The sequence below is a fragment of the Occallatibacter savannae genome (assembly GCF_003131205.1).
GTDB lineage: Bacteria > Acidobacteriota > Terriglobia > Terriglobales > Acidobacteriaceae > Telmatobacter > Telmatobacter savannae.
Genome location: NZ_QFFY01000001.1, coordinates 249,695 through 273,927 on the forward strand (window position 1 = coordinate 249,695; position 24,233 = coordinate 273,927).

The window sequence follows — 24,233 nt, forward strand, 5'->3', positions numbered from 1 at the left end:
GCTAGCGGAACCTGCGCGTCGCCTTCACTACCATCGAGAAGACACCGGATTCGTCGCGCGCGACGAGCAGCGAGACATGCCGGTTGATTGCGATTTCGGCTTGTAGAAGCTGCTGGGCAGTTGTGTCCACATCGGTGGCGTAGGTGAGGGTGAGGTTCCTGCCGAGTTGCTCCTCGACGGTGATGCGCGTGGTGGAGTTGCCGAGCACACCGAGGTAGTTGGGGTCGACTTTTACTGAGCCGGCGCCGAAGAGCTTTTGCACGCGGCTGCTGACGGTTGCGTTGAGCGCGCCGCCGAGAAGGGCGTCCGTTGCGGGATTGGAGGCGAGCTGTTCCTGCTGGCGTGTATAGAGGCGCTGCTGGTCTTGTGTGCGGCCCAGGGCGAGCAGTGCGATGACGTCGGCTTCGGGGAGCGGAGGATCGCTGCGGTAGGTGACCGTGGGCTGGTCCACTGAGCCGTGGAGGCCGAGGGTGATGTCGTAGTCCTCGACGTGCGCCGTTGCGTTCAAATCGATGTTGGGTTGAATGCGAACGGGATTGGTGAACGTGATTTCGCCACGCTGTAACTCATAGCGAGTGCCTGCGATGGTGGCGCTACCCTCGGTAATGGAGATGCGGCCGAGTAGAGACGGAGAGGCAAGTGTGCCGCGCAGGCGCAGATCGACGTCGCCGGCAAGCTTGGCATAAGCATTCTGAAAGTTGAGCTGCGGCGACGACTGAATGCGCACGTCAAGGCGAATGTGGTTGGAGGGGGCGTCGGCGGGAGCGATGGTCTGCGATTTTGTGGTCTGCGATGCGAGCGCCACCAGGTCGAGCTCGGGGCTGACGGTGAAGCGCGTGATCATCACGTTGCCGCTAAGAAGCAGGTTGCTTTGCGGACCCTGCAGCTGGAGATTGATGTCGGCTGCTGAACTGACGCCCTGAGGGTAGCGGATGCGGATGGACTTGCCTTTGAGCGCGAGGTCTGCGTAGAGACCGTGCTGGTAGGAGAGATATCCTGTGACGCTGAGCTGGCCGCCGCCGCTCATGGCAGTAAGAGACTTCACTTCGAGGCGGTTCTGATTGAACTCCAGCGTGCCGTGAAGCTGACTGAGGCTGTTGGGCAAATCCTCCAGGGCGAGTGAGGCGTTCTCGAAATCGATGCGGCCGGTGAGGTTGGGGTCTGTGAGCGGGCCGTGCGCTTCGACGCGGAAGGTTGTGGTGCCGCTTGCGGTGAGGTCTGGATCGATGGTTTCGGCAAGCTTGAGGTTGATGGAGCCGTTCGCGGCCAGATCGAGGCGGCGCTTTTCCGCGAGGTTCACGGAGGTTTGAACGTGCACATCGGTCTGCTCGCCGGTGATATGCAGCGGATCCAGCTTGATCTGGGAGTTGCCCATGGTGGCGTGGAGTCCGCCGTCACTATGAAGATGGACTCCGGAAACCGTGAGGGCGAGGTCTTTAATGCGCGCCTCACCACGCATGAGATCCGGGTGCGCGAGAGGACCTTCGAGATTGACGGAGCCCTCGAGGTTGGACTCGCCAGTGAGACCGCTGACGTGGAGCGCGGCAAGCAGATGGCCGATGTCAAATCGCGAGAAGTTCAGCGCGGCTTTGGTTTCGTAATCAGCGATGAGCGCGGTCTGGCCATGTGCGGTGAGCTCGGCCCCTTCGAGCTGCGAGGTGAGTTCGTAGATCGCGGAGCGATTGGCGGTGCGAGCGTTGATCGCGATGGCACCGAACTTTTCGCCGCTGACACTCAGGCTGGAGAGAGTGGCGTGGGCTTCGAGACGGGGATCGTCGAGTGTGCCGGAACCAGTGAGGGTGAAACCGAGACTTCCTTGAACGCCCGTGGTCTGACGGCGAAGATGGTCGAGCCTGGACACATCGAGGCTCGATGAGCGCGCGTTGATAGTGAAGTGCTTTGTGTTCAGGTCGTAACTGCCGGATGCGTTGATGGCGCCGGCCTCGCTGCTCAGAGAGACCGAAGACAGCTGAATGACCTGTCCTGCAATGTTGCCGTCGGCGCGGGCGCGGGCGAGTGGCTCGCCGTAGATGCTGCCGTTTTCAAGTTGGATCCAGCCATTCCCGTTCATTGCGGAGTAGGGGCCATCGACGAAGAGCCGGGCGCTCATGGTTCCGGTCAGCGGGAGAGATTTGCCGAGAAACGTCGCGATTTCTTCGGCATCGATCTTGTCGGCGTGGACATTGGCATGCAGAAGCGAGTTGGAGTCGAAGCGGGGTCGGCTGAACCTTTTGCCGGTGGCGGAGACGGCGGTGAGAGTGCCATCGAGGGAGATGGCGGCGTTGCCATGCTGAAGCTGGCCGTGATCGATCCCGATTTTTTCGGCGGCATAGCTGCCGGTCAGATCGAGCGAATCGAGATGCACTGAACGGGGCTGGGTATCGGCTGACGCGGCGGGGATTTCGAGAGAGAAGTTTGTAGCGCGGAAGTTGCCACCGAGGTGCGGGTCGAGGAGAGAGCCGGCCCAGGTACCGTGGAAATCGGCTTCGCCACCGAGTGACAGAGGCAGGGCAGCGGTGCCTGTTGTGCCGTTGCGCGTGAGGCCGAGATCGCGAAAGAGAGTGTCGAACTCGCCAAGATCGTGCGATTGCAAGTCGACGTAGACCCCTGTGGGGCTGGTCATCGGGTAAGCGCCCAGCCGCCCGTGAGCCGTGATGTGACTGGATGGGAGCGTAACCTCGAGCGCACGCAGGTCGACGTCGCCTGTTCTTTGAAGGTAGGTTGCATCAACGACGCCGCTGGTGGGAGCCTCTCCCCTTCCGGGATTTGCAGAGGGGTTGAGCTTGAACTTTGCTGCAACGGAGAGCGTGTCGATATCGCCGTTGTTCCACTCAGCCACAGATGGACCGTTGATGAGTGTCGCAAGTCCCAGCCTCTGGAATGGCGGCGAGCTCACGAGGTCCAGAACCGTGTCAAGCGCTACGTTGCGGAAGTAAGCGTGAACCTTGCCATTGGTGTGGAGGAGGTTGTCGGGTTTGGGATGGACGACGGGTGCCGCGGCAGCGGGTTCGTGCGAGCGGCCCTTCTTCTCGTGCTTCGGCGGAGCTGCAGCCACCATGACCGGGGCAGCCGAGAGCGGAGCGATCCAATGGTCAAGGAGGACATCGCCTGCTAGCTGGCCGCCCTGCTTGAGACGGGCCGTGACGTTCGTGATCTGAAGGTGGAGCGGGTCGGCATGGACGCGAGCGTCGAGCGTGACGCCGCGGGAGACGACGCCGGTGCCGATGTAGGCGGCGTTGTCGGCGTGAACGGTGCCGTCAATGCGGAATTCGCCCTGCTGGCCTTGCGCGGTGAGGTTCAGGCGCGCGATGCCTTCGGGTGTGCTTGGGTAGCCCGTGGCGGGCTCCAGGAGCTTCAGGTCGAGTTCGCCCTGTGCTGTGGCGTTCCAGCGCGGATGAGTAAAGTCCTGAAGTTCTCCGGCGATGTTGAGTTGCCGATCCTTCGAGCCTTTGCTGTGAGCCGTGACCTGCACGGAGCGGAAGTAAAGGGCGTTGCGGGTCAGGTCGACGGACGCTTTGATCTGGCCCTCGACGGGAGGAGCTTCAGGATGGTTCGCAAGTCCTCGCGCCAGATGAAGGTCGTGCACGTCGGCGTCGAGGTGGTACTTCTCCGGATCGGGACCGTGACCGGAAAGATATCGCATGACGAGGGAAACATCGTTCGCGCCAAAGTCCAGCGGGATATGGCGATCCTGGAAGTCGTCCGCTTCGTCCGAACGATCGTCGAAGTCGACGAGACCGTGCTGCACCTCGACGTGACCGGCTTGAAGGTCGAAGAGCGTGTCGATGGGGTGCGAGGACGTGCTGGACTTCAATCGAGGTTGCGGGATGTTGGTCGTGCCGTCGCGGTAGGCAATGATGTGCACCTGCGGCTTGACCACTTCAAGATCACGGAGGAGAACGCGGGGACTGAGGAGATCGAGAATGCTGATGGCCGCGTGGACTGAGTCGACCTGCGCATAAGGCGCCTCGCCCTGAGCCTCGCGGCCATGGAGAGTCAATCCATCGATGTCGGCTTCGAGTTTGAGGAGCTTCCAGCGGAAGGAGCGTATCTCTGCGCGGCCGCCAGTGCCGGCTTCGATGCGCGCGATGATGCGCTTGCGGATGATGTTCTCGAAGCTTGACGAACTGGCCCAGAGAAAGAGCCCGACGATGACGATGACCAGCAGCAGTGCAATGCCGGAGCCGAAAAAAAGGATGCGGCGAAGGTAGCGTCGGCGCGCGGGAGGCGGACTCATTTCAGGAGAGTCTTCATCGCGCGGGATCTGGCCGGTCCGGCTCATTCTTTCGACGCTCCGTCATCGGCTGAGGCTCGCTCGAGCGTGGAGTCGAGGACCTGGATCTGTCCCTGGCTGCGGAGGTTCGAGAGCCAGGTGTCAAAGAGGGCGTTCACACGCTGCTGCAGGAGGATCTCTTCGATTCGGGCAGAGACCTGTTGCAGCGGCGGCGGCGTCTGTCCCGCAGGATATTGCGGAAGCAGGGTTTGGCGATAGTAGGTCTCGACTTCTTCCGGAGTGATGCGGATGCCCTGGCGAAAGCGAAGCTCGATAAAGCTCAGGATCTCGAGCCGCGTGCGAAGATACTTGTCCACCCGCTCGGGAGACAGTTCGTGACGCGCGAGGAATTCCGTCCAGCCCGCGTCGGATGCGCAGTCTGCGCGCACGCAGGCCGGGAGATCGGTACGAATCTCCTTCAGGCGCGCAGCGATCTGCGCCGAAGTTGGTACGGCGGCGGGGATGTTCTCCTGCTGAATCTGCTGCTGGATGAGAGTGCGGCTGATCAGCCGATCGAGGGCCTGCTGCTTGGTATCGTTGGCGTTGCCGTTTGTGGTGGGGTCGAGGACGGAGAGCTGCATCTCGTCTTCGAGGTCGCTCTGCAGAATCACCTGGCGGTTCACGACGGCGAGGGCGCGGTCCAGCGTGATTGTGGCGCTCGTCGCGGGCGGTGGGCCGTCTGTTGAGGCTGCAGGCTGAGGCGCCTGCGAGAAGGTGGGAACGGCGCAGAGAAACAGCAGGACCGTAGCCGCCTTATGGAGCGGAATGGAGACGATCCGGTTTTTAAGCTCGCGCGCCATCAGAAGGTCTGTCCCAGACTGAAGAAGAAGTTGAAGTGCTGTGCCTCGCCGATATGCGGGCTGGAGTAAGGATCGGGCAAGGCGTAGTCCACATTCACCGGGTAGATGGGCGGATTCAGGTTGTAGCTGAAGTCGAGCCGTATGGGGCCGACCGGCGTGTGGTAACGCATGCCCAAACCCGCCGCGTGCGAAAAGTAGCTGAAGCTGCATTGCCCCTGAGGGCCGGTCGATGTGTCTTGCCCGGAGGGAACTGGAGGGTTCTGTGCAGATCCCTGCGTGAGCACTTTGCATGCATCGCGGTTAGGCTGTTCGACTCGGAGAATACTCTCCCACGCATCGCCGGCACTGTTGAAGACATTGCCCATGTCATGGAAGAGGACGAAGCTGAGCGCATCGCCAAAGAAGGGAAGGATGGGGGGCGGAAGGCGAAGCTCGGTGCTGTTGACGAGAGCGCCGGCTCCGCCGATGGGGAAGCCGGTTTCCGGATCGCGCGGACCAGCGCCGTTGATACCAAACCCGCGGTGCGATGTGGGGCCGCCGGCATAGAGGCGTTCGGGCAAGGGAAGCAGAAGAGCAGAAGGCGGGCCGTAGGCGCGTTCCTGGCCGTAGCGGGTGTTGCGCGCGAGCACGTAGCGATTCTTGTCAAAGCCGTAGTAGCTCGAACTCGAAAGATCGAGGCGGTTGAATTCAGCTTCAGAACCGAGTTTGTTGTTGGAGAGGAATTCCTGGAAGGTCGTGTAGGTGCCTCGGTGCGAGTCGAGCGCCGAGTCGCGCGTGTCGCGGATCCAGGTGACTCCGGGCCCGGCCACGCGAACAGCCGCGGCGAGCGCAGGGATCTCGGCGCGAAATACCTGCAAGCTCTCCTGCGCTACTTTGACGCGCCGGAAGTCGTAGGAGTAGATGAAGGTGTTGGCCCGGGAGAGGAACGGGTTCGGCTTGGTGAAATGTTCCGTCCACCGGAAGCCGCCCTCGAGCTTGGAAGCGACGTAGGTGGTGACGTCCTGGCTGCTGGCATAGCCGCCGGAGAAGGTGAAACCCCAGTCGCGATTTCCGCGGAAGTGCGGATTCTGGAACAGCAGGTTCACGTTCTGTTCCAGCAGGCCATAGGTGCCGCGGACGGAAGCGGACTGATCTCGTCCGAAGAGATTGTTGCGCGTCACGTCAAGCAGCACTCGCGGGCTGACCCCCGGGCGCCCATTGGGGGAGCAGGTCTCCCCGCGCTTCTGGAGGCCGGCGCAGTTATTTTGCGGCGTGCCGGTTTGTGCCTCAAAGCCGAGACCGTAGGTGAGCGTCCAGCGGCGGGCTTCAGTGGTCTGGACCAGAACGGTTTTGTAGGTCTCGTCTCCGTTCGGATTCTGAATGGCGGTGTCAACTTCGTTGAAAAGCGCGAACTCGTACATGTTGCGCTGAATGTCGGCCAGTGCGGTCTGGCTGAGCGGATCGCCCGGGTGCAGCGTGATGGCTTTCGCTACGGTATCGGGCCGTGTGTAGCGGAGACCGGAGAGCAGCACCTTGCGTACGAAGATCTGCTGGCCTTCGTGAATATGAAAGATCACGTCAACCTTGGTCGCGTCCGCATCTTCTGTCTTGTTTTCAACCTCGATCTGAACCTGGTCGAAGCCGCGGCTCAGGTAATCGGTGAGCAGGGCATCGCGGTCGCCAGCCAGGTTCTGCGGAGAAAAAAGCTGGCCCGGAGCTGTATTCATCAAGCCCTGCAGTTTCCCGGAGTCGCTTTTGACGACACCGTCGAGGCGAAGCAGGGCGACGCGCTGCTGCTGGCCTTCATCAATGTGGTAGATCACGGAGAGCGGTTCCGTCGACCTGTGCTGCGCGGCGGTTCCGTTCGGAATGGATGAGTCCTGCCCGCTGAGTGTTTCCGGAGTGATCTTGACCCTGGAGAATCCGTTGTTGTGATAGACGTTTTCCAGAGCTGCAATGTCCCCCGCAACAAGGGCCTGACTGTAAGTGCCATGTCGGTCGAGATAATCCGCGGCTTTCACGCTGAGGAGCTGCCTCAATGTGTCGGTGCCGAAGTAGTGGTTGCCCCCGACCGCAACGCGCTCGACGCGGCGCCTCGAGCCGAGCGAAACGGTGTAGGTGATGTTCACAGCGCCGGCGCCTTCGGGGCTGCGGATGAGGTGATCGACTCTGACGTCGAAGTAGCCAAGCCGCTGGAAGTAGTCACGGAGACGGCGATTCCCCTCGTTCAGCAGATCTTCGTCAACGGTGCCTTCTTCGTAGACAGGAACCAGACGCTTGAGCCGGTCAGAGCTTAACTTCGCTCCCTCAATGCCGACCTTTACGACGGGTCCACGGTTTGCGGCGAAGCTGTAGTTGGTTCTATCCGCGCCTTGCGCATAAGTTTGCGATTGTAGCTTGACGTCTGCCTCAAGGCGATCCTGCTTTTGATAGTGCTTGAGGACGCCTGTGAGCGCGCGGTTGTTGGTGTCGTGATTCACCTTGCTGCCGGCGCGGAGATGTGCCGAATGCCGGAACTGCTCCAGCGTCATGCCGGAGTCGCCCTCGACTGCGACAGAACCCACGCGGGCCTGCGGGCCGGAGATAACAGTGAACTCGATATCGACCAGCTGCTCTTCCTGATGTTGTTTCAGGATGTAGGTGATCTTTGGCTCGTTGAAGCCGTTATCGGCGAGGGCCTGGCGCATGCGACCCTGTGCCGCGCTAAGCCGATTTTCGGAGAAGCGAGTGCCGGGATTCAGACGGCTGGCGGCAACGAGCTGGGCATTCATGGTTGCCCCTTTTGCGCCAGTCACCGTGACAACCCCGATAAACGCGCGGGGCGATCCCGTGAAGACAAGCCGTACGCCATCCCCTTGCTCCGATGCGGTGGCTTCGATCGTCTCGAACAGCCCGGTGGCGTAGAGCTGCCGGAGTGAAGCGGCGATTTTCTCGCGATCGAGCGGCGTACCGATCTGCTGGGGCAGATGATCCTGAACCTGCTTCAGGCGTTCGGAAGCGACTCCCTGGAAGGTGATCTCGCGGACGGGTCTTCCGAGCCATGCTGCGAGCCGGTCGGGTTCGAGGGACTCACCGGGACGAGTTTCCCTGTTGCCACTTGGCGGGTAAATCGAAGAGGGGTCGAGCAGGAAGAGAGCTGCATCGGAGTGCGGGGCTAAAGCATCTAGAGGGAGTTGGCATGAGAGCTGGATGGCGGCAGAAAGCAGGAAAAAGATAAGAACGACACCCCCTGCATCCATCTCCAGCCGCGCTGCCTTGCCGGCACTGTCTTACGCACTCTATCTCCCAGAATTTTAGCCGTATAGACCCACGCCAAGGCATTTGGTTGCATCCAACTAATTAACTTGAGAGCCTAATCGGTTTCTTCTCGCCGCAGCTCAAAGTTTTTCAACCGCTGCACCTTATACTAACGAGGAAAGAAGCTTGGCGCAGCATCAGACGATTCTTACAGCCACCACCGATACTTTTCCCCAAAGGAAGCGCATGCCACGTACCAGGTTTCAGAAGCAGACCGGTGACGGGTCCGCCGCGCAGACTGTCCAGGAGGACAACGCGGCCGAGCCACAGGAATCTGCAACCGAGGTCGCCAAACCCCAGGCTCCCCTTTCTCCGGATGCGGAGATGCTGGCACGAGCCCAGGCGGGCGACCACCACGCGTTTGCTCACTTGTACTCGCTTCATAAGCGGAGAATCTACTCCCTTTGTCTGCGCATGGTCGGCAACGTAGCGGAGGCCGAAGATTTGACGCAGGAAGCCTTCCTTCAACTACACAGGAAGATCGCGACATTTCGCGGGGACTCGGCTTTCTCGACCTGGCTGCATCGGCTCTCGATCAACGTCGTGCTGATGCATCTGCGCAAGAAGGGCCTGCCGCTGATGTCTCTCGACGAGGCGATGGAGCCCTCGTATGACGACGGGCCAGGCCGCAGCTTCGGAGCGCCGGATCTCTCGCTGACGGGTTCGATCGATAGGCTCGCGCTGGAGCGGGCAGTTGCGGCGCTGCCTGCGGGTTATCGATTGATCTTTGTTCTTCACGATGTGGAGGGCTTTGAGCATAATGAGATAGCGGCCATGCTTGATTGTTCAGTGGGTAACAGCAAATCTCAGCTCCATAAGGCCCGGCTCAAGTTGCGCGATGCCCTGCGTCAATCGCTCCGCAAAGGGGGAAAGCGATGACCATTGATGCAAAGCCGATGAGCTGCGAGGAATTTCAGAGCCAGCTTGCCGAGCTTGTGGGATCAGGGGCAAATGTACTCAATCATCCGCACCTGAAAGAATGCCCGAATGACTGTCAGAGGCTGTACCAGGACCTGCAGACCATTGCAGATGCAGCCAAGCAGCTCTTTCAGGATCAGCAACCCGAAGACAACCTTTGGGAGCGGATCGAGTCTGCCATCAAAAAAGGTGACGCTTAGCGCAGAAGCGAATAACCCCGCTGTAGACTTGGCAATCGAAAGAGAAGTCCGCGATGCAGAAGTCTCAGCCTTTCCCGACGAAAGCCGATAATCCAGTTGAGCCGCGACTGCTCGAAGCGCGGCTCAACTTTTTGTAGGGCAGAACTCGAGCGGGGTAGGAACCGTGACCAAGACATCATGAGCGTCTCGGAGTCTTCTGGACGGGGCAGATTCTTGAAACTTTCGAAGCTCTGTGTTGTCTAATAAGGAAAGTTGATAAGAGGACACTCAATGCCAAGTCAGCCTTCCATACTGCCGCCTGAAAATCCGCAGAAGCGTCTTTCCGGTTCCAGGCGGATACCGGTGTTGCCGGTCCGTGATACCGTTTTATTCCCGCATGCTGTTCTGCCGCTTACAGTTGGGCGCGAAAGCTCGATTCAACTGATCGAGTCGCTGGGGGACGAGCGCTCCATTGTGGTGGCCGCTCAGCTCGATCCCAGGCTGGACTCGCCCAAGCCAACTGACCTGCACGAGGTGGGAACGCTCGCCACGGTCCACAAAGTTGTGCGCATGCCGAACCAGAGCCGCTTTGTATTCACCGAAGGTGTCGAGCGCGTACGGCTGGTGCGCTACGTCCAGACCGAACCGTTCATGATCGCCGAGGTGGAGACGGTAGAGGACGCCGAGGGCGAGACGACGGCCGCGATCGAAGCGTTGGTCCGGAATGTTGTGGGCCAGTTCCAGCAGATTGTGTCGGAATCGGCCACTTTGTCTGACGAGCTGCGGACGATTGCCGGAAACATCGAGGATCCGAGCCGGCTGGTGGATTTTGTGGCTTCGTCTCTCCCGTTCCTGACGACCGATGACAAACAGGCGCTACTTGAAAACCCGAGCGTGCCGGCGCGGCTGGAACTGCTGACCAAGCACCTGGCCAAGGAGATTGAAGTTCAGCAGCTTCGCACCAAGATCCAGAGTGAGGTGCAGGACCAGGTTCAGCAGTCGCAGCGCGACTACTATCTGCGCGAGCAGATGAAGGCCATCCAGAAGGAACTGGGCGAGCAGGACGAAGGCCAGCGCGAGGTCGAAGACCTGCGCAAGAAGATCGAAGAAGCGGGCATGCCGGAAGACGTGAAGAAAGAGGCGATGAAGGAACTGTCCCGCCTTGGACGCATGTCTCCGATGGCGGCCGACTATTCGCTTACGCGCAACTACATCGAGTGGCTTGCAGTTCTGCCCTGGGCGAAGAGCTCGGGCTCGAAGGTGGATATCGGCAAGGCCCGGGAGATTCTGGACGAGGATCACTACGGCCTGAAGAAGGTGAAGGATCGTATCCTGGACTACCTGTCGGTGCTGGAACTGAAGCCTGACATGAAGGGACCGATCCTGTGCTTTGTCGGACCTCCGGGTGTGGGCAAGACCAGTCTCGGAAAATCGATTGCGCGCGCGCTCGGACGGAAGTTCCAGCGGGTATCGCTCGGCGGCATGCACGATGAGGCGGAGATCCGCGGACACCGGCGTACCTATATCGGCGCGCTGCCCGGTCAGATTATCCAGAGCATTCGCAGGGCGGAAACCAACGACCCTGTGATCATGCTGGACGAGGTGGACAAGCTGGGGCGCGACTTCCGCGGCGACCCGGCATCGGCGCTGCTAGAGACGCTCGATCCGGCGCAGAACAATGCGTTCCGCGACAACTATCTCGATGTGCCGTTCGATTTGTCGAAGGTGCTGTTTATCTGCACGGCCAACATGCTGGATCCGATTCCGCCGCCGCTGCTGGACCGCATGGAGATCATTCCGCTGCAGGGCTACAGCGAGGAGGAGAAGCTTCACATCGCGAACCGCTACCTGGTACCACGGCAGATCAAGGAGAACGGAATCAAGGAAGAACAGATCGAGTTCCCTGAGCCTTCCGTTCGCCACCTGATTCGCCACTACACGCGCGAAGCGGGCGTGCGCAAGCTGGAGCAGGTGATCGGCACCGTCTGCCGCAAGGAAGCGCGGCGGGTGGTCGAAGGCAAGACCGAGAAGATCACGGTCGACAAGGATCTGCTGAAGGAGTTCCTGGGTAACATCCAGGTGCGCGTGGATACCGAAATCGCCGAGCGCGTGAAGCGGCCCGGCGTGGCGGTGGGTCTGGCGTGGACTCCGGCGGGAGGCGACATTCTCTTCATCGAAGCCAACAAGATGAAGGGGAAGGGTGGCTTCACGATGACGGGCCAGATCGGCGAGGTAATGCAGGAGTCGATGCAGGCAGCGCTCACGTGGGTGCGGTCGAACTCGGCGATGCTGAATCTGCCGGAGGACTTCAACAAGGAGCTGGATCTCCATATCCATATTCCTGCTGGAGCGATTCCGAAGGACGGGCCATCAGCAGGCGTGACGATGGCGACCGTGCTGGCATCGCTGCTGACGGACATACCAGTTCGTCCGCTGACCGCGATGACGGGTGAGATTACGCTGAGCGGCAACGTGCTGCCGGTGGGCGGAATCAAGGAGAAATTCCTGGCTGCCCGGCGTGCAGGAGTGCAGAACATCATCCTTCCAGCCGAGAACAGGCAGGACGTGGAGGAGGATCTGACGCCGGACATGATCGACGGCGTTTCGATCCACTACGCCAGCCGGATCGAGGATGTGCTGGCAGTGGCTCTGCCGCTGCTGAACGCGAAGCCTGAGGTTGCGCCGCTTGCCGCGGGCGCTGGAGCTTCAGCGGCGGCGTAAGCGAAGCAATCAACGAGGAGGGCCGGCGCAACAAGCCGGTCCTTTTCTTTTGTGACGGCGGAGCATTGTGCGGGACTGGATGCGGCACCACCTGGATGCTTGCTGCGTCTAAGTCCTGAGGCGGTATTCTTGTTCACGATGCACGTGCGTATTCTTCCCTTTGGCGTTCTCAAGGAATCTTTCGGTTCAGATTCGTTTGCCCTCGATCTGCCTGGCGGCTCGACCGTAGCTGACCTTCTGGCGAGGCTGGGAGACCATGCGCCGATGGTGGAGTCGCTGGGCATCGCGGTGAGTGTGAATGCGGAGTACGCGCAGCGGAATCAAGTTCTGAGTGAAAACGACGAGGTTGGCCTCTTGCCGCCGGTGTCGGGTGGTGCAGAGGCACCGGCGACAGTGGTGCGCCTGACGCGCAACGTGATCGAAGCAGACGGTCTCGTCCGGGCTGCGAAGCAGGGAGCGGACGGCGCGGTGGTGGTGTTCGACGGAATTGTCCGAAATAACTCGCGGGGGCGACAGACGCTCTATCTCGACTATGAAGCGTACGAAGAGATGGCGACGAAGCAAATGCGCGAGCTGGCGGCGGAGGCTGTCAGGAATTTCGGTGTGCGGCACGTCGAGATCGTTCATCGGCTGGGCCGGCTGCATGTGGGAGAGACCAGCGTGCTGATTGTCGTTGCATCGGCGCACCGGGCACAGGCTTATGACGCAAGCCGGTGGTTGATCGACACGCTGAAGAAGACAGTGCCGATCTGGAAGAAGGAAACATTCGTAGACGGCGCGGTGTGGGCCGATGGGGAACCTTTTCCTGCCGGATATGCCGTGGAAGGTCATGCGGCGGAGGGCGCCGATGGGCCTGCCGCGTAGAACCGTGTGCACCGGTGCGGCCGCATTTGCTTTTCTCGGTGCTCTGTCGCTGCGTCTTCCTGCCCAGGAAGATAAGCCCTTGCGCCTCGATGTGAAGCTTGTCAGTATCTTCGTGAACGTGACCGATAAGTCGGGCGCGGTAATCGGCGGATTGACGCAGGACGACTTCAGGATCTTCGAAGATGGCCGGCCGCAGAAGATCGCGCATTTCGAAAAACAGTCGGAGATGCCGCTGAACCTGACGCTCGCGATCGATACCAGCTCAAGCACCTACAAGGACCGGGGAATCGAGCAGCAGGCGGCGAAGAAATTTGTGCATGCGCTGATGCGGCCGCAGGATCGCATGAGCGTGATCCAGTTCAATACGTACGTGACGGAGTTGACGAGGTTCACGAATAACCTGTCTCAAATCGATCATGGGCTCAGCAGCATGCGAGGAGCCGGCGGGACTGCTTTGTACAACGCGATCCATCTTGGATCAGTTGAGTTGGGGAAGCGCGAGGGCCGCAAGGTGCTCGTACTCGTCTCCGATGGTGGCGACACGCTCAATGAAGATACGTACGAGATCGCAAGAGAGCAGGCGCTGCGCAATGAAGTCATGATCTACGCGATCATCGATGTGCCGATCGAGGCAAGTGCCGGGCGGGACATTGGCGGCGAGCACGCGATGATTACGCTTGCAGAAGACACCGGGGGCAAGAGCTTCTACGCCTACGAAGGCGGGCTGGACAAGGCTTTCGAGCGCGTGAGTGAAGACCTACGCACCCAATATCTGATCGGGTACTACCCGCACGATCAGAAACCCGGGCTTGAGTTTCATCGCATCGAGGTCACGGTTCCGCGGGCAGCACCGGATGCGTTCAACATCCGCCACAAGACCGGGTATTACTCCGACTCACTCAAGAGCCGGGACGACTGATCTCGCAGTTACCGGGGCCGCGACTATACAGCGCGGCGTCCGGAGAAGAGCTGGATGCAGAGCACGACGAGCGCGAGCACCAGCACGATGTGAATATAGGCGCCGAGGGCGTGGAAGCCGATCCAGCCAAGAAGCCACAACACCAGAAGAATCACAAAAATTGTCCAAAGCATCAGGAATCTCCAATCGCGAGTACGTACAGATGCCCGTGTGATGTTCTTGGAATTAAGCGGGTTGCATTTACCTCGGACGGGCGTGGAGACAACTGGACCACGTGGCCAAGGCATCAACAGGCACACGCGGGTGTGTGAACAGCCGCCGAGGTGTCTATTTATGAAGCGAAGTGGGATATTTTTATCGACGTGTGCGCTGAGCGCGGCAGTGCTGGTATGCGGTCAGACAGGTTTTTCTCAGAACACAACGAGCGCGAGTTCCTCTGATAAGAAGTTCGTGCGCTCCGCGCTGGAGGGCGGCAATGCAGAGGTGAAGCTCGGCCAGCTTGCAGCGCAGAAGGGCAGCAGTGACGACGTAAAGCAGTTCGGGCAGAAAATGGTGGATGATCACACGAAGCTGGGCGACCAGATGAAACAGATCGCGCAGCAGCAGGGGATCGAAGTGCCTGACGGCGTTCCGGCAAAGGACAAGGCGCTGGAAGCCAAACTGAATAGTCTCTCAGGAGACGCGTTCGACAAGGCATACATCAAGGCGATGCTGCAGGACCACAAGAAGGATCTCTCGGAGTTCAAGAAGGAAGCGAGCTCTGGGAATGACACGAGCATCAAGGATGCGGCGAGCCAGGGATCGCAGGTGATCAGCGAACACCTGCAGATGGTGCAGCAGATTGCCGAGAAACATAACATCAAGTCGAGCGATCCGATGAGCAACGATATGAGCGGGCAGCCCACGGGGCATCGCGAACAGCAGCACTAAACGGCTGAGAAACGTTAATCGGGGCGCCTTATGCGCCCCGAATCCTTTTTATGGGCGAAACTACTCAGGCTTGTGCTGCGCTGATCGCCTTGGCGGTTAGGCGTTGCTTGACCTTGAGCATCTCGGCCCAGGGATCCTTGTTGAGGCGCTTCTTCCAGGAACTGAAGTCCATTACACCAAATACGGGTCGCGCTTTGGCGCTCACTTCCTTCCACTCGAGCGGCAGAGCCACCGGAGCGCCGGAGCGGGCGCGGGTGGAGTAGGGAGCGATGGCCGTGGAACCTCGGTCATTGCGCAGATAATCAAGGTAGATGCGATTCTTGCGAATCGCCTTCGTCATCTTCGTAACATAGAGAGCCGGATTCTTTCGCTCCATGCCCAGCACAACGTTGTGGCAGAAGTTTTTCACTTCGGGCCACTCAAACTCTGGCTTGATGGGCGCGACTACGTGCAGCCCCTTGCCGCCGGTCGTCTTCAGGAAGCTCTGAAGGCCAAAGCTTTCCAGACGGGCGCGGAATTCCTTTGCGGTGGCGGCGAGCGTTTTCCAATCGATGGCTTCGTCGGGATCCATGTCGAAGATGATGCGATCCGGCTGCTCGAGCGACTCGTTCTTTGAGCCCCAGGGATGGATCTCGAGTACGCCCATCTGCGCCATGCCGACAAGACCTTCGACGGAGTTGAGGGTGAGGTATTGCTCGACGCCGCCGTTCTTCTTATTGGGAACGGGAACGTTGCTGATGCATTCGGGGACGCCCATGCCGATGTGCTTTTGAAAGAAGCAGGGTTTGCCGCTTCCTTCAGGACAGCGAACCACGCTGAGAGGGCGGTCGGCGATGTGGGGCAGCATATGGTCGGATACTGCGACCAGATACTCGGCCAGATCGCGTTTCGTCATTCCCGACTCGTTGTCGAGGATCTTGTTGGGATGGGTGATGGGCAGGTCGATCTTATCCGGCTTGGCGGTTGTCCCTGAGCTCTTCGGCGATGACATGTGGCCCTTGTGATGCGAGGCGGATTTTGCGGGAGGAGCAGGTGCGTCGGCTTTTTCGCGTACGACTTCTTTCGCGGGCTTGTCTTCGCGGAGTCCTTTGAACGAGGCCTGCCGTACGAGATTATCGCGTGTCCAGGTGGCGAATGAGAGTTGGGCTACGAGTTCGGGCTTCACCCAGTGAACTCCGCGCGAGACGCCTTTGGGAAGGTCCGCGAACGGCGTCGTGGACTGCACGAGCTTATCGAGCTGCTTGCGGATGGTCTGTTGAGACTTTTGCGTGAAGCCGGTTCCCGAGCGTCCGGCGTAGCGAAGCTTGCCATTTTCGTAGTACCCGACGATCAGCGCGCCGATTCCGTAGCTGCCGTTAGAGGGATCGGTGAATCCGCTGATGACGAACTCCTGCTCGAGGAAACACTTTGCTTTGAGCCAGGTATTCCCGCGCGTCGACGTATAGGGCGCTGAGCCGGATTTGGAGATGATGCCTTCGGCGCCGAGCCCGCAGGCCTTGCTGAAGATCTGAACCCCATCACCCTCAAAGTGCTCGCTGAGGTGAATTGGCGAGCCGTCAGGGAGGCCGGCGATGAGCTTGGCGAGGAGTTTCTTGCGCTCGAGCAGCGGAAGATTTCGAAGGTTGTGCCCGTCGAGATGAAGCAGGTCGAATGCGAAGTAGGTGAGATCGACTTTTGCGCCTTCCTGAAATGCTGCCTGCAGATCAGAGAAGCTGGTGCCGCCCTTCTCGTCGATCACCACAACTTCGCCGTCGAGGACGGCACTGTCGACCTGAATCTGCTCGGCAGCGCGCGCGAGTTCGGCCATGCGGTGCGTCCAGTCGAGTCCTTTGCGCGTGAGAAGCGCGACGCGCTTTTTGCCTGAACCGGAAGCGGGACGGATCTGCATCTGGATGCGGTAGCCGTCGAGCTTGAGCTCGTGAACCCAGTCGTCGCCAGTTGGAGGCTTGCTGCAGGCCTTCGCAAGCTGGGGAGAGATGAAGTTCGGGAACTTCTCTGAGGGAAGGGATTTCAATGCAGCGGTGAAGTTCGGTTTTGCCCGACGAGATTTCGAAGCTTGTTTCTTCGGGTTCTTGCGGGCCAGTTCCTGTGCGGGTTCAGCATCCTGGCCGCGATTGCTTTGCCAGACCCGATCGTTGTCTTCGCTGATCTGCTCGATAGTGCGTTTGGTCACGGCGCTGTCGGGGAGGCGCTCGGTGATGGGCTCGTCGTCTTCGCTGCGGGCGTAATCGTCGCGGTCCTTGATCAGCAGCCAGTTGGGTTTGCCGGGCCGCGCGTCCATCGTGTGCATGCGGACCAGTGCCCAGCGGCCGTGCAGCTTCTGTCCGTTGAGATTGAATTTGAGATGGCCTTTCTCGAGGCCCTTATCCGCATCTTCGAGCGGTTCCCACGTGCCGAAATCCCAGACCATCACGGAGCCGCCGCCGTATTGACCTTTGGGAATGGTGCCTTCGAAGTTGCCGTATTCGATCGGGTGGTCTTCGACCTGAACGGCGAGACGCTTGTCGGCGGGTAGGTCGCTGGGGCCTTTGGCCACGGCCCAGCTCTTGAGAACGCCATTCCACGCGAGGCGGAAGTCGTAGTGGAGGTGAGATGCCGCGTGCTTTTGAATGACGAACGGCAGCTCGCCGGCGTTCACACTCTTGTTGATGGCGGTTGCCGATCCGCGCGGCTCGGCGGTGACGTTGAAGTCCCGCATCTCGCGGTACTTCGTGAGCTGGTCTTCGAAAGTCTTCGCTGGATCTTTGCGGCGGGTCGAGGATCTTGCCATAGTTATGCGGCTCTACGGGAGCGCTTTCCTGTTTTTACCAGCCGCGGACCTTTGGTGGAAGTGCGACGTGACGTGGGCTTCGCCTTGGACTCGTCCACGCTCTTGCGAAGCGCGTCCATCAGGTTGACGACCTTGGGCCGGGGTTTCTCTTCGACCTCGGGAAGAGCCTTGTCGTTTCGCTTGGCGTCGATGAGCTCGCGGAGAGCGGCCTCGTAGTCGTCCTTGAATTCGTCGAGGTTGAACGGCGCGGACTGGCTCTTGATGAGCTGGTTTGCCAGTTCCAACTGCTTTTTGTCGATGCTCTGCTCGGGGATGCTGCCGAAGTAGTCCTTGGCTTTGCGCAGTTCTTCTGCATAGCGAAGGGTGTAGGCCATCATGCCGCGGACCTTCTTGTCGGGGTGGGGAGCGATGGTGATGAGGTGTTCGCGGCCAGCAAATGCAGCTTCGCCGATGGCGACTTTGTCCGACTCGATCATGGCTTCGCGAACGACTGCGAACGCCTCGGCCGATCCCTTCTGGTCTGGCACGACGAAATAGGGCTTCTCGAAGAGGTACGGGGGCAGAGATTTGGCCTCAATGAACTGCGCGACGCTGATGGTTTTCTGCGTCGCGAGGCGCAGGTTTTTGATTTCGTCCGGCTCAACGATGATGTAATTGCCCTTGCTGTATTCGAACCCTTTTACGATGTCGTCGTTGGCAACCGGCTGATCGCCGTTGATGACGTTGAGGTGGTGGACGCGCTGGTGGGTTTTGCGATCGATCTGGTGGAAGGAGACTTCAGAGGTTGAGCTGGTAGCAGGGAAGAGTTGAATGCCGAATGCGACGAGTGAAATGCGAAGTTGTCCTGACCAGTAAGGCCGACCAGCCATTGCGCGTCTCCCAGAGGCCCGCCAATGAGGTGCGTCGCGGCGAGCCCAAGTCGTTCGATGTGAGCGCGTTGAGGCAAGTTGTCTCACATACGCTGAGGCAGAAACCCACTTGGGGTACACGTGTGCGTCGGATTCGGCATCCGATGGGATATGATTCGCAAACTCAAATCGGGCGAGTTTCGGCTGTACTCGCGCAAGAAGGACGCATCCACCGGCAAGCGACGCAACCTTGGCACGTTCGCGACGCGCGAGAAAGCGGAGCAGCACGAGCGCGCGGTGCAGTACTTCAAGAGACGCGGATAGCGCGCGACCCACAGAATGCAGGCGTTTCGGCGCGCGGCCGAAGAGCAAACCGGCTCAGTGTGTCCGGCATCCTACGGGCAACATGGCGGACCAGGGATCGATCCCTCTCAGGGACTTTGGAAAGACCGGCGCGAAGGTATCTGCTCTCGGCATGGGTGGTCACCATCTGGGCGAGGCGAAAGACGAGAAGACGGCGGTCGAGATCATTCACCGCGCGATCGACGGCGGGATCAACTTCTTCGATTGCTGCTGGGAGTACAACCGTGGGCAATCGGAAGACTGGCTGGGGAAAGGCCTGAAGGGCCGGCGCGACAAGATCTTCCTGATGACGAAGGTGTGCACGCATGGGCGCGATGCGGGCCTGGCGATGCTGATGCTGGAGCAGAGCCTTCGGCGATTGCAGACGGATCATCTCGACCTATGGCAGATTCACGGTGTGAGTTTTCCGAACGATCCGGAGCTTTTTATCCGACAAAATGGAGCCGCGGAGGCGCTGAGAAAAGCCAAGCAGGATGGCAAGGTGCGCTTCGTCGGGTTCACGGGACACAAGGACCCTGACATTCATCTTGGCATGCTGGAGACGGGCTTTCCGTTTGACTCCGTGCAGATGCCGCTGAATCCGTTCGACGCCAACTTCCACAGCTTCGAGCAGAAGGTGCTGCCGGTTCTGAACAAGAAGGGGATTGCGGCGATCGGGATGAAACCGATTGGCGGACATGGCGAGCCGGTGGAGAAGGGCGTCTTCACCGCGCAGGAACTGCTGAGCTACGCGATGTCGTTGCCGGTGGCTACGACGCTGACGGGTATGTCGGAGATCAGCACTCTCGAGCAGAACCTCAAAGTTGCGCAAGGATTCTCCGCGCTGAGTGAAGGAGAGATGGCAAAGCTGCGCGAGCGTGCGAAGCCGTACGCAGCCGATGGGCACTTCGAGCTTTACAAAACGTCTTTGAAATTCGATAACCCTGAAGCAAGACTGGCCCACGACTTCCCGCTCGATATGCAGCAAATTGAAGTGAAGCAGATGGTCAAGGCGACAGAAAATTCAGGCAAGCCGTTCCCGTCTGTTTCGAGCAACCAATGAGCGAAAAAGAGGACTGATGGAGCAGGAAAACAAGTGCGCAGAGCCCGGCGGGAGCTGCGACGGCGAGAAAAGCGCAAGCAATGCGGGCGAGCCCTCGCGAAGGCGCTTTCTGCAAGGCGCCGCAATGGCGGGGGTGGCATCAGTGGCACAGTACCCGGCCTTTGCGCAGACTCGCGAGAAAGGCACCTCAGCGGAGAACATCTTGATGCAGTCGAAGACTGCCAATCCGATCATCGTGAACTACAACGGGGAGTATGGCGGCAGCGTTCCGGATTTTGAGGCGCCGAAGCGAGCCATGGGAAGTACGGGGCTGCAGGTATCGATTCTGGGAATGGGCGGATATCACCTGGGAACGGCCAAAGAGCAGAGCGTTGTGACGGAGATGGTGGCGAAGGCGCTGGATCATGGGATCAACTTCTTCGATAACGCGTGGGAATACCACGAGGGCAAGAGCGAAGAGCTTGTCGGGACGGCGCTGAAGGGGAAGCGCGACAAGGCGATCGTGATGACCAAGGTGTGCACACACGGGCGCAAGAAGGACGTGGCCATGAGGATGCTGGAAGAGTCCCTGAAGCGTTTGCAAACCGACCATCTGGATGTTTGGCAGGTGCATGAGGTGATCTACTACAACGACCCGGAGAAAGCGTACGAGCCTGACGGAGTGCTTGAGGCGCTGACAGCGGCGAAGCAGCAGGGTAAGGTGCGCTTCGTTGGATTCACGGGACACAAGAACCCGTCGATTCATCTGGACATGCTCAATCGCGGCTTCAAGTTCGACACCGTCCAGTTTCCAATCAATGCTTTTGATCCGAGCTATCGATCCTTTGAGAAGGACGTGCTGCCTGCGGCGGTGCAAAAGGGAATGGCGGTCTTCTCTATGAAGAGCATGGGCGGATCTGGCGAGCCCATTGTGCACGGAGCACTGACGCCCACTGAAGCCCTCTCGTATGCGATGAGTGTTCCTGGTGTGTCAACGACGATCTCGGGGATGGACTCGATGGAAGTGCTCGACCAGAACCTGGCCATTCTCACCGGATTCAAGCCGCTGAATGAGAAGCAGATGAACGAGCTGCGCGAGCATGGCAAGCAGTTCAACGACGGCAGGTACGAGCTGTTCAAGAGCACGATGAAATACGACGGAGAGATTGGGCGACAGCAGCACGATTTTCCGACGATTGAAAAGCTGCCTGCCTGACAGCGGGCGTGAGGAGTTGAGGAATGGGAGAGCGGAGAAGTGCGCATCTGGCGAGCGGTATAGTCGCAGGTATTGCAGGCGGCCTGGTGGCCTCATGGATCATGAATGAGTTCATGGAGAATGTGGGTCCATCTCTGCAGAAGGCTGTGCAGGGCGATGACTCGGCCGGTGAGCGGCAAGAGCCGGTAGGTCCAAAGCCCGACGACGCGACGATGAAGACTGCGGAGGCAGTGGTGTCGACGGTGACCGGCGGCCGGCACCTGTCGCACGAGCAGAAGGAGAAGGGCGGCCCGATTGTGCATTATGCGTTCGGGGCGCTGATGGGGGCGACGTACGGGGCGATTGCTGAAGGCCTTCCCGAGACGACGTTCGGATTCGGCACGGGATTTGGGGCGCTGCTGTTTGCGGGGGCGGATTTGATTGCGGTGCCGGCGCTGAATCTCTCGGGCTCGCCGCCGGATTCGCCCGTTTCCTCGCTGGCCACTCCTTTCGCGGCGCATCTGGTGTACGGCACAGTTACGGAGGCTGTGCGGCGGTTGGTGCGGGCGATTCTGTGATGTGCCGTTGAGGTGAAGCAGCGGGTGTATGGGTTACCATGCGCTTGTACGTGACTGGCGAGACACCATCGACGGGCGCTGCGGTTTTGAACGGGTCGGTCCTCGTGCTGATCCAGTTCGATGTTTGCGAGGAGATCAGGCTCGATCGCCTGCAGAGCGCAAAAGAGAGCTTGGTTCAGCAGCAGCCGAAGATGAAACATGCTGCTCCCGCTTACGTGCGGTATGAGCGGCCGCCAATCGTCGAGCCGCTCCAGCCGCTGCTGCTGGAGGGCGGCGAGCGGCTCGATGGTGAAATCAAGTACTACGATTACGGCGTGGTGAGCGTGATCTTGCATTTGCCGTTCACCGGCGACTGGAACAATCTCGTGCATCTGGCGAGCCGCTGGGTTTGGGATGTGGATTTTGCTTCGAAAGCGGAGCCTGTGGTGCGAGAACGGCTGAGCCAGTGTGCGGAGGCGATGAAACGCCCCTACACGCGATGGCTCAGCGAGGACTACTTCATCTTTCACGTCAGCCAGGCGGAGGGGAATCCGGCAGCGACGGATCTGATCCGCGACCATGCGCTGCAGATTGCCCAGGTGGTGAGAGGAGACAGGCTGCAGCTCTCCCAGGGCGAGGTAAATGAGGTTCTGCACTCGCAGATTTCATATTATGCCGGCGATGTGGCGGTGATCGGCTGGAATGCAGCGTTTCTCTACGACAGCAGTGCGGGCGCGGAGACGGCAATTCAACTGCTCGAATACGCCAATTCGCAGTTGCTGGAATTCAGGCACTATGACGAGCTGCTCACCGAGATCCTGGATCGAGCCTACGATCTGCTCGAGCAGAGGACCGGGTTTCTGTCCAGATGGCGGATGGCGAGATCGGCGCGAAACCTACATACAACACTGCTGGATGTAGCGGAGCTGACAGAGCGGGCCGACAACGCGATCAAGTTTTTGAGCGACATGTTTGCGGCGCGGCTGTACCGGCTGGCGGCTGCGAAGGTGGGCGTGCCCGATTACAAGGACCTGGTTTCACGCAAGGTGAAAACTGCGGACGATCTCTACAACTACATGGTGGATCAGTTCAACCAGAGCCGTGCCTTCTTTCTGGAGTTCACAGTGGTTTTGATTCTGTTGATCGAGCTGTTCTACTTGTTTAAAGGGAAGCCTCTCTGAGCTGCCCGGCTCGACTCATCCTGCTCTTTCAAGGTTCGTTCGCTCGATGACTTTACCTCTATTTACCGTTCTGCTGTTTTTCGGGTCCCTTACGGCGGGACTTCTGGGTGCGCTCACCGGGCTTGGCGGCGGAGTGGTGCTGGTGCCGTTGCTCACCGTGTTCTTTCACGTCGACATTCGATATGCAATCGGCGTGTCGCTGATTTCGGTGATCGCGACGTCGTCTGGAGCGGCGGCAGCATACGTTCGCGAGGGGTTATCCAGCGTGCGGATCGGGATGTTTCTTGAGGTCGCGACAACGCTCGGGGCGATTGTTGGAGCCTACTTGGCGACCGTGGTTCACACCCAATGGCTTGCCATCATCTTTGGGCTAGTGCTGATCTACTCGGCATTTGTCTCGTGGCAACAGAGAAACGAAGCAGCGGCTGTAGAAATGACGGGGCACAGCCGCTGGTCTGACAAGCTGGAACTTTCAGGCAGCTATCCCGGCCGGGACGGGAAGCCGTGCAGGTATGAAGTTGAAAACATTCCCGGTGGCTTCGGGCTGATGTTTGTGGCGGGGACCCTTTCGGGGCTGCTGGGGATTGGTTCAGGAGCAGTGAAGGTGCTGGCGATGGATCGTGTGATGAAGGTGCCCTTCAAGGTGTCGACAACCACAAGCAACTTCATGATCGGAGTGACGGCGGCGGCAAGCGCGGGTATCTATCTTCATCGAGGGCTGGTGGCTCCGGGGCTGGCATTTCCCGTAATGCTGGGGGTGCTGGCCGGTTCGCTGCTAGGCGCGCGCTATCTGGTGCGCGCCCGCACCGCTGTGCTGCGCGGCGTGTTTACGCTGGTCGTTCTGGCTCTTGGTGTTGAGATGATTGTGAGCGGGGTGAAGAAGTGGTTCTAGAGAATGGGTCGGCGCCGCGACACGAACATGAACACTTCGATGACCGCCGCATGGAGTTGATCATGGGGCGGCTTCTGCAGGTCGGGGTGCTGCTCGCATCCTTTGTGATGATCGCCGGCGGATTCCTTTATATGCATGCGCACTCTGGAGAGAAGCCGAATTATCGCGTCTTTTCGAGCGAGCCGCAGAGGCTGCGGCATTTTAGCGGGGTGATCGACGGCATCAAGACGGGCGATCCGGCGGCGCTGATTCAACTCGCAGTCTTGCTGCTGATCGCTACGCCTGTGGCGCGCGTGGTGTTTGCGCTGATTGCGTTCGTGATTGAGCGGGACAAGCTGTTCGTGCTGATCAGTGCGATTGTGCTCGGAGTATTGCTGTACGGATTTCTGCGGCCGCGGTAACGCAGGTCTCGTCAAGATAGATCGCTACACGACTTATGTGTGGTCCATCAAAACTGGGCTGATCTCGTACACCGCGCAGGTCCCGCGAGCACCGCGGGTGGCCGGATCGCGCATCCAAGCCTGCA

At 59.7% G+C, this 24,233-nt stretch carries 19 protein-coding genes; 13 read left to right on the top strand and 6 right to left on the bottom strand.

The genetic code is table 11. The features are described 5' to 3' along the window. Position 1: 1 nt before the first annotated feature. Genes DHV10_RS01140 through DHV10_RS01150 form a run of 3 tightly spaced genes read right to left on the bottom strand, consistent with a single transcriptional unit; the run spans position 2 to position 8,291 of the window. Positions 2–4,282: a translocation/assembly module TamB domain-containing protein gene (locus tag DHV10_RS01140; RefSeq protein ID WP_109484488.1), complete on the bottom strand. Its 4,281-nt coding sequence runs from the start codon at positions 4,280–4,282 to the stop codon at positions 2–4. Then, positions 4,279–5,073, bottom strand: coding sequence for a SurA N-terminal domain-containing protein (locus DHV10_RS01145; protein WP_109484489.1), 795 nt, complete (start codon positions 5,071–5,073; stop codon positions 4,279–4,281). The genes DHV10_RS01140 and DHV10_RS01145 overlap by 4 nt, the downstream gene beginning before the upstream one ends. Continuing rightward, positions 5,073–8,291, bottom strand: coding sequence for an outer membrane protein assembly factor (locus DHV10_RS01150; protein WP_109484490.1), 3,219 nt, complete (start codon positions 8,289–8,291; stop codon positions 5,073–5,075). Before DHV10_RS01150 ends, DHV10_RS01145 begins: the two co-directional genes overlap by 1 nt. A 382-nt stretch (positions 8,292–8,673) precedes the next feature. On the opposite strand from DHV10_RS01150, the gene DHV10_RS01155 reads away from it, so the two are divergent. The 5 genes from DHV10_RS01155 (at position 8,674) to DHV10_RS01175 (ending at position 13,950) form a co-directional block, all read left to right on the top strand. Beyond that, positions 8,674–9,228, top strand: coding sequence for an RNA polymerase sigma factor (locus DHV10_RS01155; protein ID WP_239461331.1), 555 nt, complete (start codon positions 8,674–8,676; stop codon positions 9,226–9,228). Further along, positions 9,225–9,467 (top strand): hypothetical protein, encoded by a 243-nt coding sequence (locus tag DHV10_RS01160; protein ID WP_109484491.1) that lies wholly within the window; start codon positions 9,225–9,227, stop codon positions 9,465–9,467. Before DHV10_RS01155 ends, DHV10_RS01160 begins: the two co-directional genes overlap by 4 nt. 270 nt (positions 9,468–9,737) lie before the next feature. After that, a complete protein-coding gene (gene lon / locus DHV10_RS01165) occupies positions 9,738–12,167 on the top strand; it encodes an endopeptidase La (RefSeq protein WP_109484492.1) in 2,430 nt (809 codons plus the stop codon). Between the two features lie 138 nt (positions 12,168–12,305). Further along, entirely contained in the window at positions 12,306–13,031 is a 726-nt protein-coding gene (locus DHV10_RS01170; RefSeq protein ID WP_109485644.1) for a molybdenum cofactor biosynthesis protein, read from the top strand. Continuing rightward, complete coding sequence (locus DHV10_RS01175) at positions 13,015–13,950, top strand: VWA domain-containing protein (protein WP_162601104.1); 936 nt, start codon at positions 13,015–13,017, stop codon at positions 13,948–13,950. Before DHV10_RS01170 ends, DHV10_RS01175 begins: the two co-directional genes overlap by 17 nt. Positions 13,951–13,973: 23 nt before the next feature. On the opposite strand, the gene DHV10_RS01180 is transcribed toward DHV10_RS01175, so the two are convergent. Continuing rightward, positions 13,974–14,123, bottom strand: a complete 150-nt coding sequence (locus tag DHV10_RS01180; protein WP_109484494.1) for a lmo0937 family membrane protein — start codon at positions 14,121–14,123, stop codon at positions 13,974–13,976. A gap of 160 nt (positions 14,124–14,283) precedes the next feature. Here DHV10_RS01180 and DHV10_RS01185 point away from each other — a divergent pair, with 160 nt between their 5' ends. Continuing rightward, a complete protein-coding gene (locus tag DHV10_RS01185) occupies positions 14,284–14,880 on the top strand; it encodes a DUF4142 domain-containing protein (RefSeq protein WP_162601105.1) in 597 nt (198 codons plus the stop codon). 64 nt (positions 14,881–14,944) lie between these two features. On the opposite strand, the gene ligD is transcribed toward DHV10_RS01185, so the two are convergent. Both ligD and ku read right to left on the bottom strand, forming a co-directional pair. Continuing rightward, on the bottom strand, positions 14,945–17,650 hold the full coding sequence (gene ligD, locus DHV10_RS01190; protein ID WP_109484496.1) for a DNA ligase D: 2,706 nt from the start codon (positions 17,648–17,650) through the stop codon (positions 14,945–14,947). A 2-nt stretch (positions 17,651–17,652) separates the two neighbouring features. Next, positions 17,653–18,519 carry a non-homologous end joining protein Ku gene (ku, locus tag DHV10_RS01195; protein ID WP_109484497.1) on the bottom strand — a complete coding sequence of 289 codons (867 nt, stop codon included), beginning with the start codon at positions 18,517–18,519 and terminating at the stop codon, positions 17,653–17,655. A 150-nt stretch (positions 18,520–18,669) separates the two neighbouring features. Between ku and DHV10_RS27485 the strand changes: the two genes are divergently transcribed. From DHV10_RS27485 to DHV10_RS01230, 7 genes are all read left to right on the top strand, one after another. Further along, entirely contained in the window at positions 18,670–18,822 is a 153-nt protein-coding gene (locus DHV10_RS27485) for a hypothetical protein (RefSeq protein ID WP_204101294.1), read from the top strand. Positions 18,823–18,904: 82 nt separating this feature from the next. Then, the gene (locus DHV10_RS01205) at positions 18,905–19,903 is read left to right on the top strand and encodes an aldo/keto reductase (RefSeq protein ID WP_109484499.1); all 999 of its coding nucleotides are present in this window, start codon (positions 18,905–18,907) and stop codon (positions 19,901–19,903) included. A 16-nt stretch (positions 19,904–19,919) separates the two neighbouring features. Beyond that, on the top strand, positions 19,920–21,098 hold the full coding sequence (locus DHV10_RS01210) for an aldo/keto reductase (RefSeq protein ID WP_109484500.1): 1,179 nt from the start codon (positions 19,920–19,922) through the stop codon (positions 21,096–21,098). A 23-nt stretch (positions 21,099–21,121) separates the two neighbouring features. Continuing rightward, complete coding sequence (locus DHV10_RS01215) at positions 21,122–21,655, top strand: DUF1440 domain-containing protein (RefSeq protein WP_109484501.1); 534 nt, start codon at positions 21,122–21,124, stop codon at positions 21,653–21,655. A 38-nt stretch (positions 21,656–21,693) separates the two neighbouring features. Next, positions 21,694–22,815 carry a hypothetical protein gene (locus tag DHV10_RS01220; protein ID WP_109484502.1) on the top strand — a complete coding sequence of 374 codons (1,122 nt, stop codon included), beginning with the start codon at positions 21,694–21,696 and terminating at the stop codon, positions 22,813–22,815. A 46-nt stretch (positions 22,816–22,861) separates the two neighbouring features. Next, positions 22,862–23,707 (top strand): sulfite exporter TauE/SafE family protein, encoded by an 846-nt coding sequence (locus DHV10_RS01225; protein ID WP_109484503.1) that lies wholly within the window; start codon positions 22,862–22,864, stop codon positions 23,705–23,707. Positions 23,708–23,769: 62 nt separating this feature from the next. Continuing rightward, on the top strand, positions 23,770–24,108 hold the full coding sequence (locus DHV10_RS01230) for a DUF1634 domain-containing protein (RefSeq protein WP_162601106.1): 339 nt from the start codon (positions 23,770–23,772) through the stop codon (positions 24,106–24,108). Positions 24,109–24,233 lie beyond the last annotated feature (125 nt).

Excerpts from the sequence above, each read along its gene's own strand:
- DHV10_RS01140 (WP_109484488.1), bottom strand. The coding sequence starts at position 4,282 with ATGAGCCGGACCGGCCAGATCCCGCGCGATGAAGACTCTCCTGAAATG.
- DHV10_RS01145 (WP_109484489.1), bottom strand. The coding sequence starts at position 5,073 with ATGGCGCGCGAGCTTAAAAACCGGATCGTCTCCATTCCGCTCCATAAG.
- DHV10_RS01150 (WP_109484490.1), bottom strand. The coding sequence starts at position 8,291 with ATGGATGCAGGGGGTGTCGTTCTTATCTTTTTCCTGCTTTCTGCCGCC.
- DHV10_RS01155 (WP_239461331.1), top strand. The coding sequence starts at position 8,674 with ATGCTGGCACGAGCCCAGGCGGGCGACCACCACGCGTTTGCTCACTTG.
- DHV10_RS01160 (WP_109484491.1), top strand. The coding sequence starts at position 9,225 with ATGACCATTGATGCAAAGCCGATGAGCTGCGAGGAATTTCAGAGCCAG.
- lon (WP_109484492.1), top strand. The coding sequence starts at position 9,738 with ATGCCAAGTCAGCCTTCCATACTGCCGCCTGAAAATCCGCAGAAGCGT.
- DHV10_RS01170 (WP_109485644.1), top strand. The coding sequence starts at position 12,306 with ATGCACGTGCGTATTCTTCCCTTTGGCGTTCTCAAGGAATCTTTCGGT.
- DHV10_RS01175 (WP_162601104.1), top strand. The coding sequence starts at position 13,015 with ATGGGCCTGCCGCGTAGAACCGTGTGCACCGGTGCGGCCGCATTTGCT.
- DHV10_RS01180 (WP_109484494.1), bottom strand. The coding sequence starts at position 14,123 with ATGCTTTGGACAATTTTTGTGATTCTTCTGGTGTTGTGGCTTCTTGGC.
- DHV10_RS01185 (WP_162601105.1), top strand. The coding sequence starts at position 14,284 with ATGAAGCGAAGTGGGATATTTTTATCGACGTGTGCGCTGAGCGCGGCA.
- ligD (WP_109484496.1), bottom strand. The coding sequence starts at position 17,650 with ATGGCAAGATCCTCGACCCGCCGCAAAGATCCAGCGAAGACTTTCGAA.
- ku (WP_109484497.1), bottom strand. The coding sequence starts at position 18,519 with ATGGCTGGTCGGCCTTACTGGTCAGGACAACTTCGCATTTCACTCGTC.
- DHV10_RS27485 (WP_204101294.1), top strand. The coding sequence starts at position 18,670 with ATGATTCGCAAACTCAAATCGGGCGAGTTTCGGCTGTACTCGCGCAAG.
- DHV10_RS01205 (WP_109484499.1), top strand. The coding sequence starts at position 18,905 with ATGGCGGACCAGGGATCGATCCCTCTCAGGGACTTTGGAAAGACCGGC.
- DHV10_RS01210 (WP_109484500.1), top strand. The coding sequence starts at position 19,920 with ATGGAGCAGGAAAACAAGTGCGCAGAGCCCGGCGGGAGCTGCGACGGC.
- DHV10_RS01215 (WP_109484501.1), top strand. The coding sequence starts at position 21,122 with ATGGGAGAGCGGAGAAGTGCGCATCTGGCGAGCGGTATAGTCGCAGGT.
- DHV10_RS01220 (WP_109484502.1), top strand. The coding sequence starts at position 21,694 with ATGCGCTTGTACGTGACTGGCGAGACACCATCGACGGGCGCTGCGGTT.
- DHV10_RS01225 (WP_109484503.1), top strand. The coding sequence starts at position 22,862 with ATGACTTTACCTCTATTTACCGTTCTGCTGTTTTTCGGGTCCCTTACG.
- DHV10_RS01230 (WP_162601106.1), top strand. The coding sequence starts at position 23,770 with ATGGGGCGGCTTCTGCAGGTCGGGGTGCTGCTCGCATCCTTTGTGATG.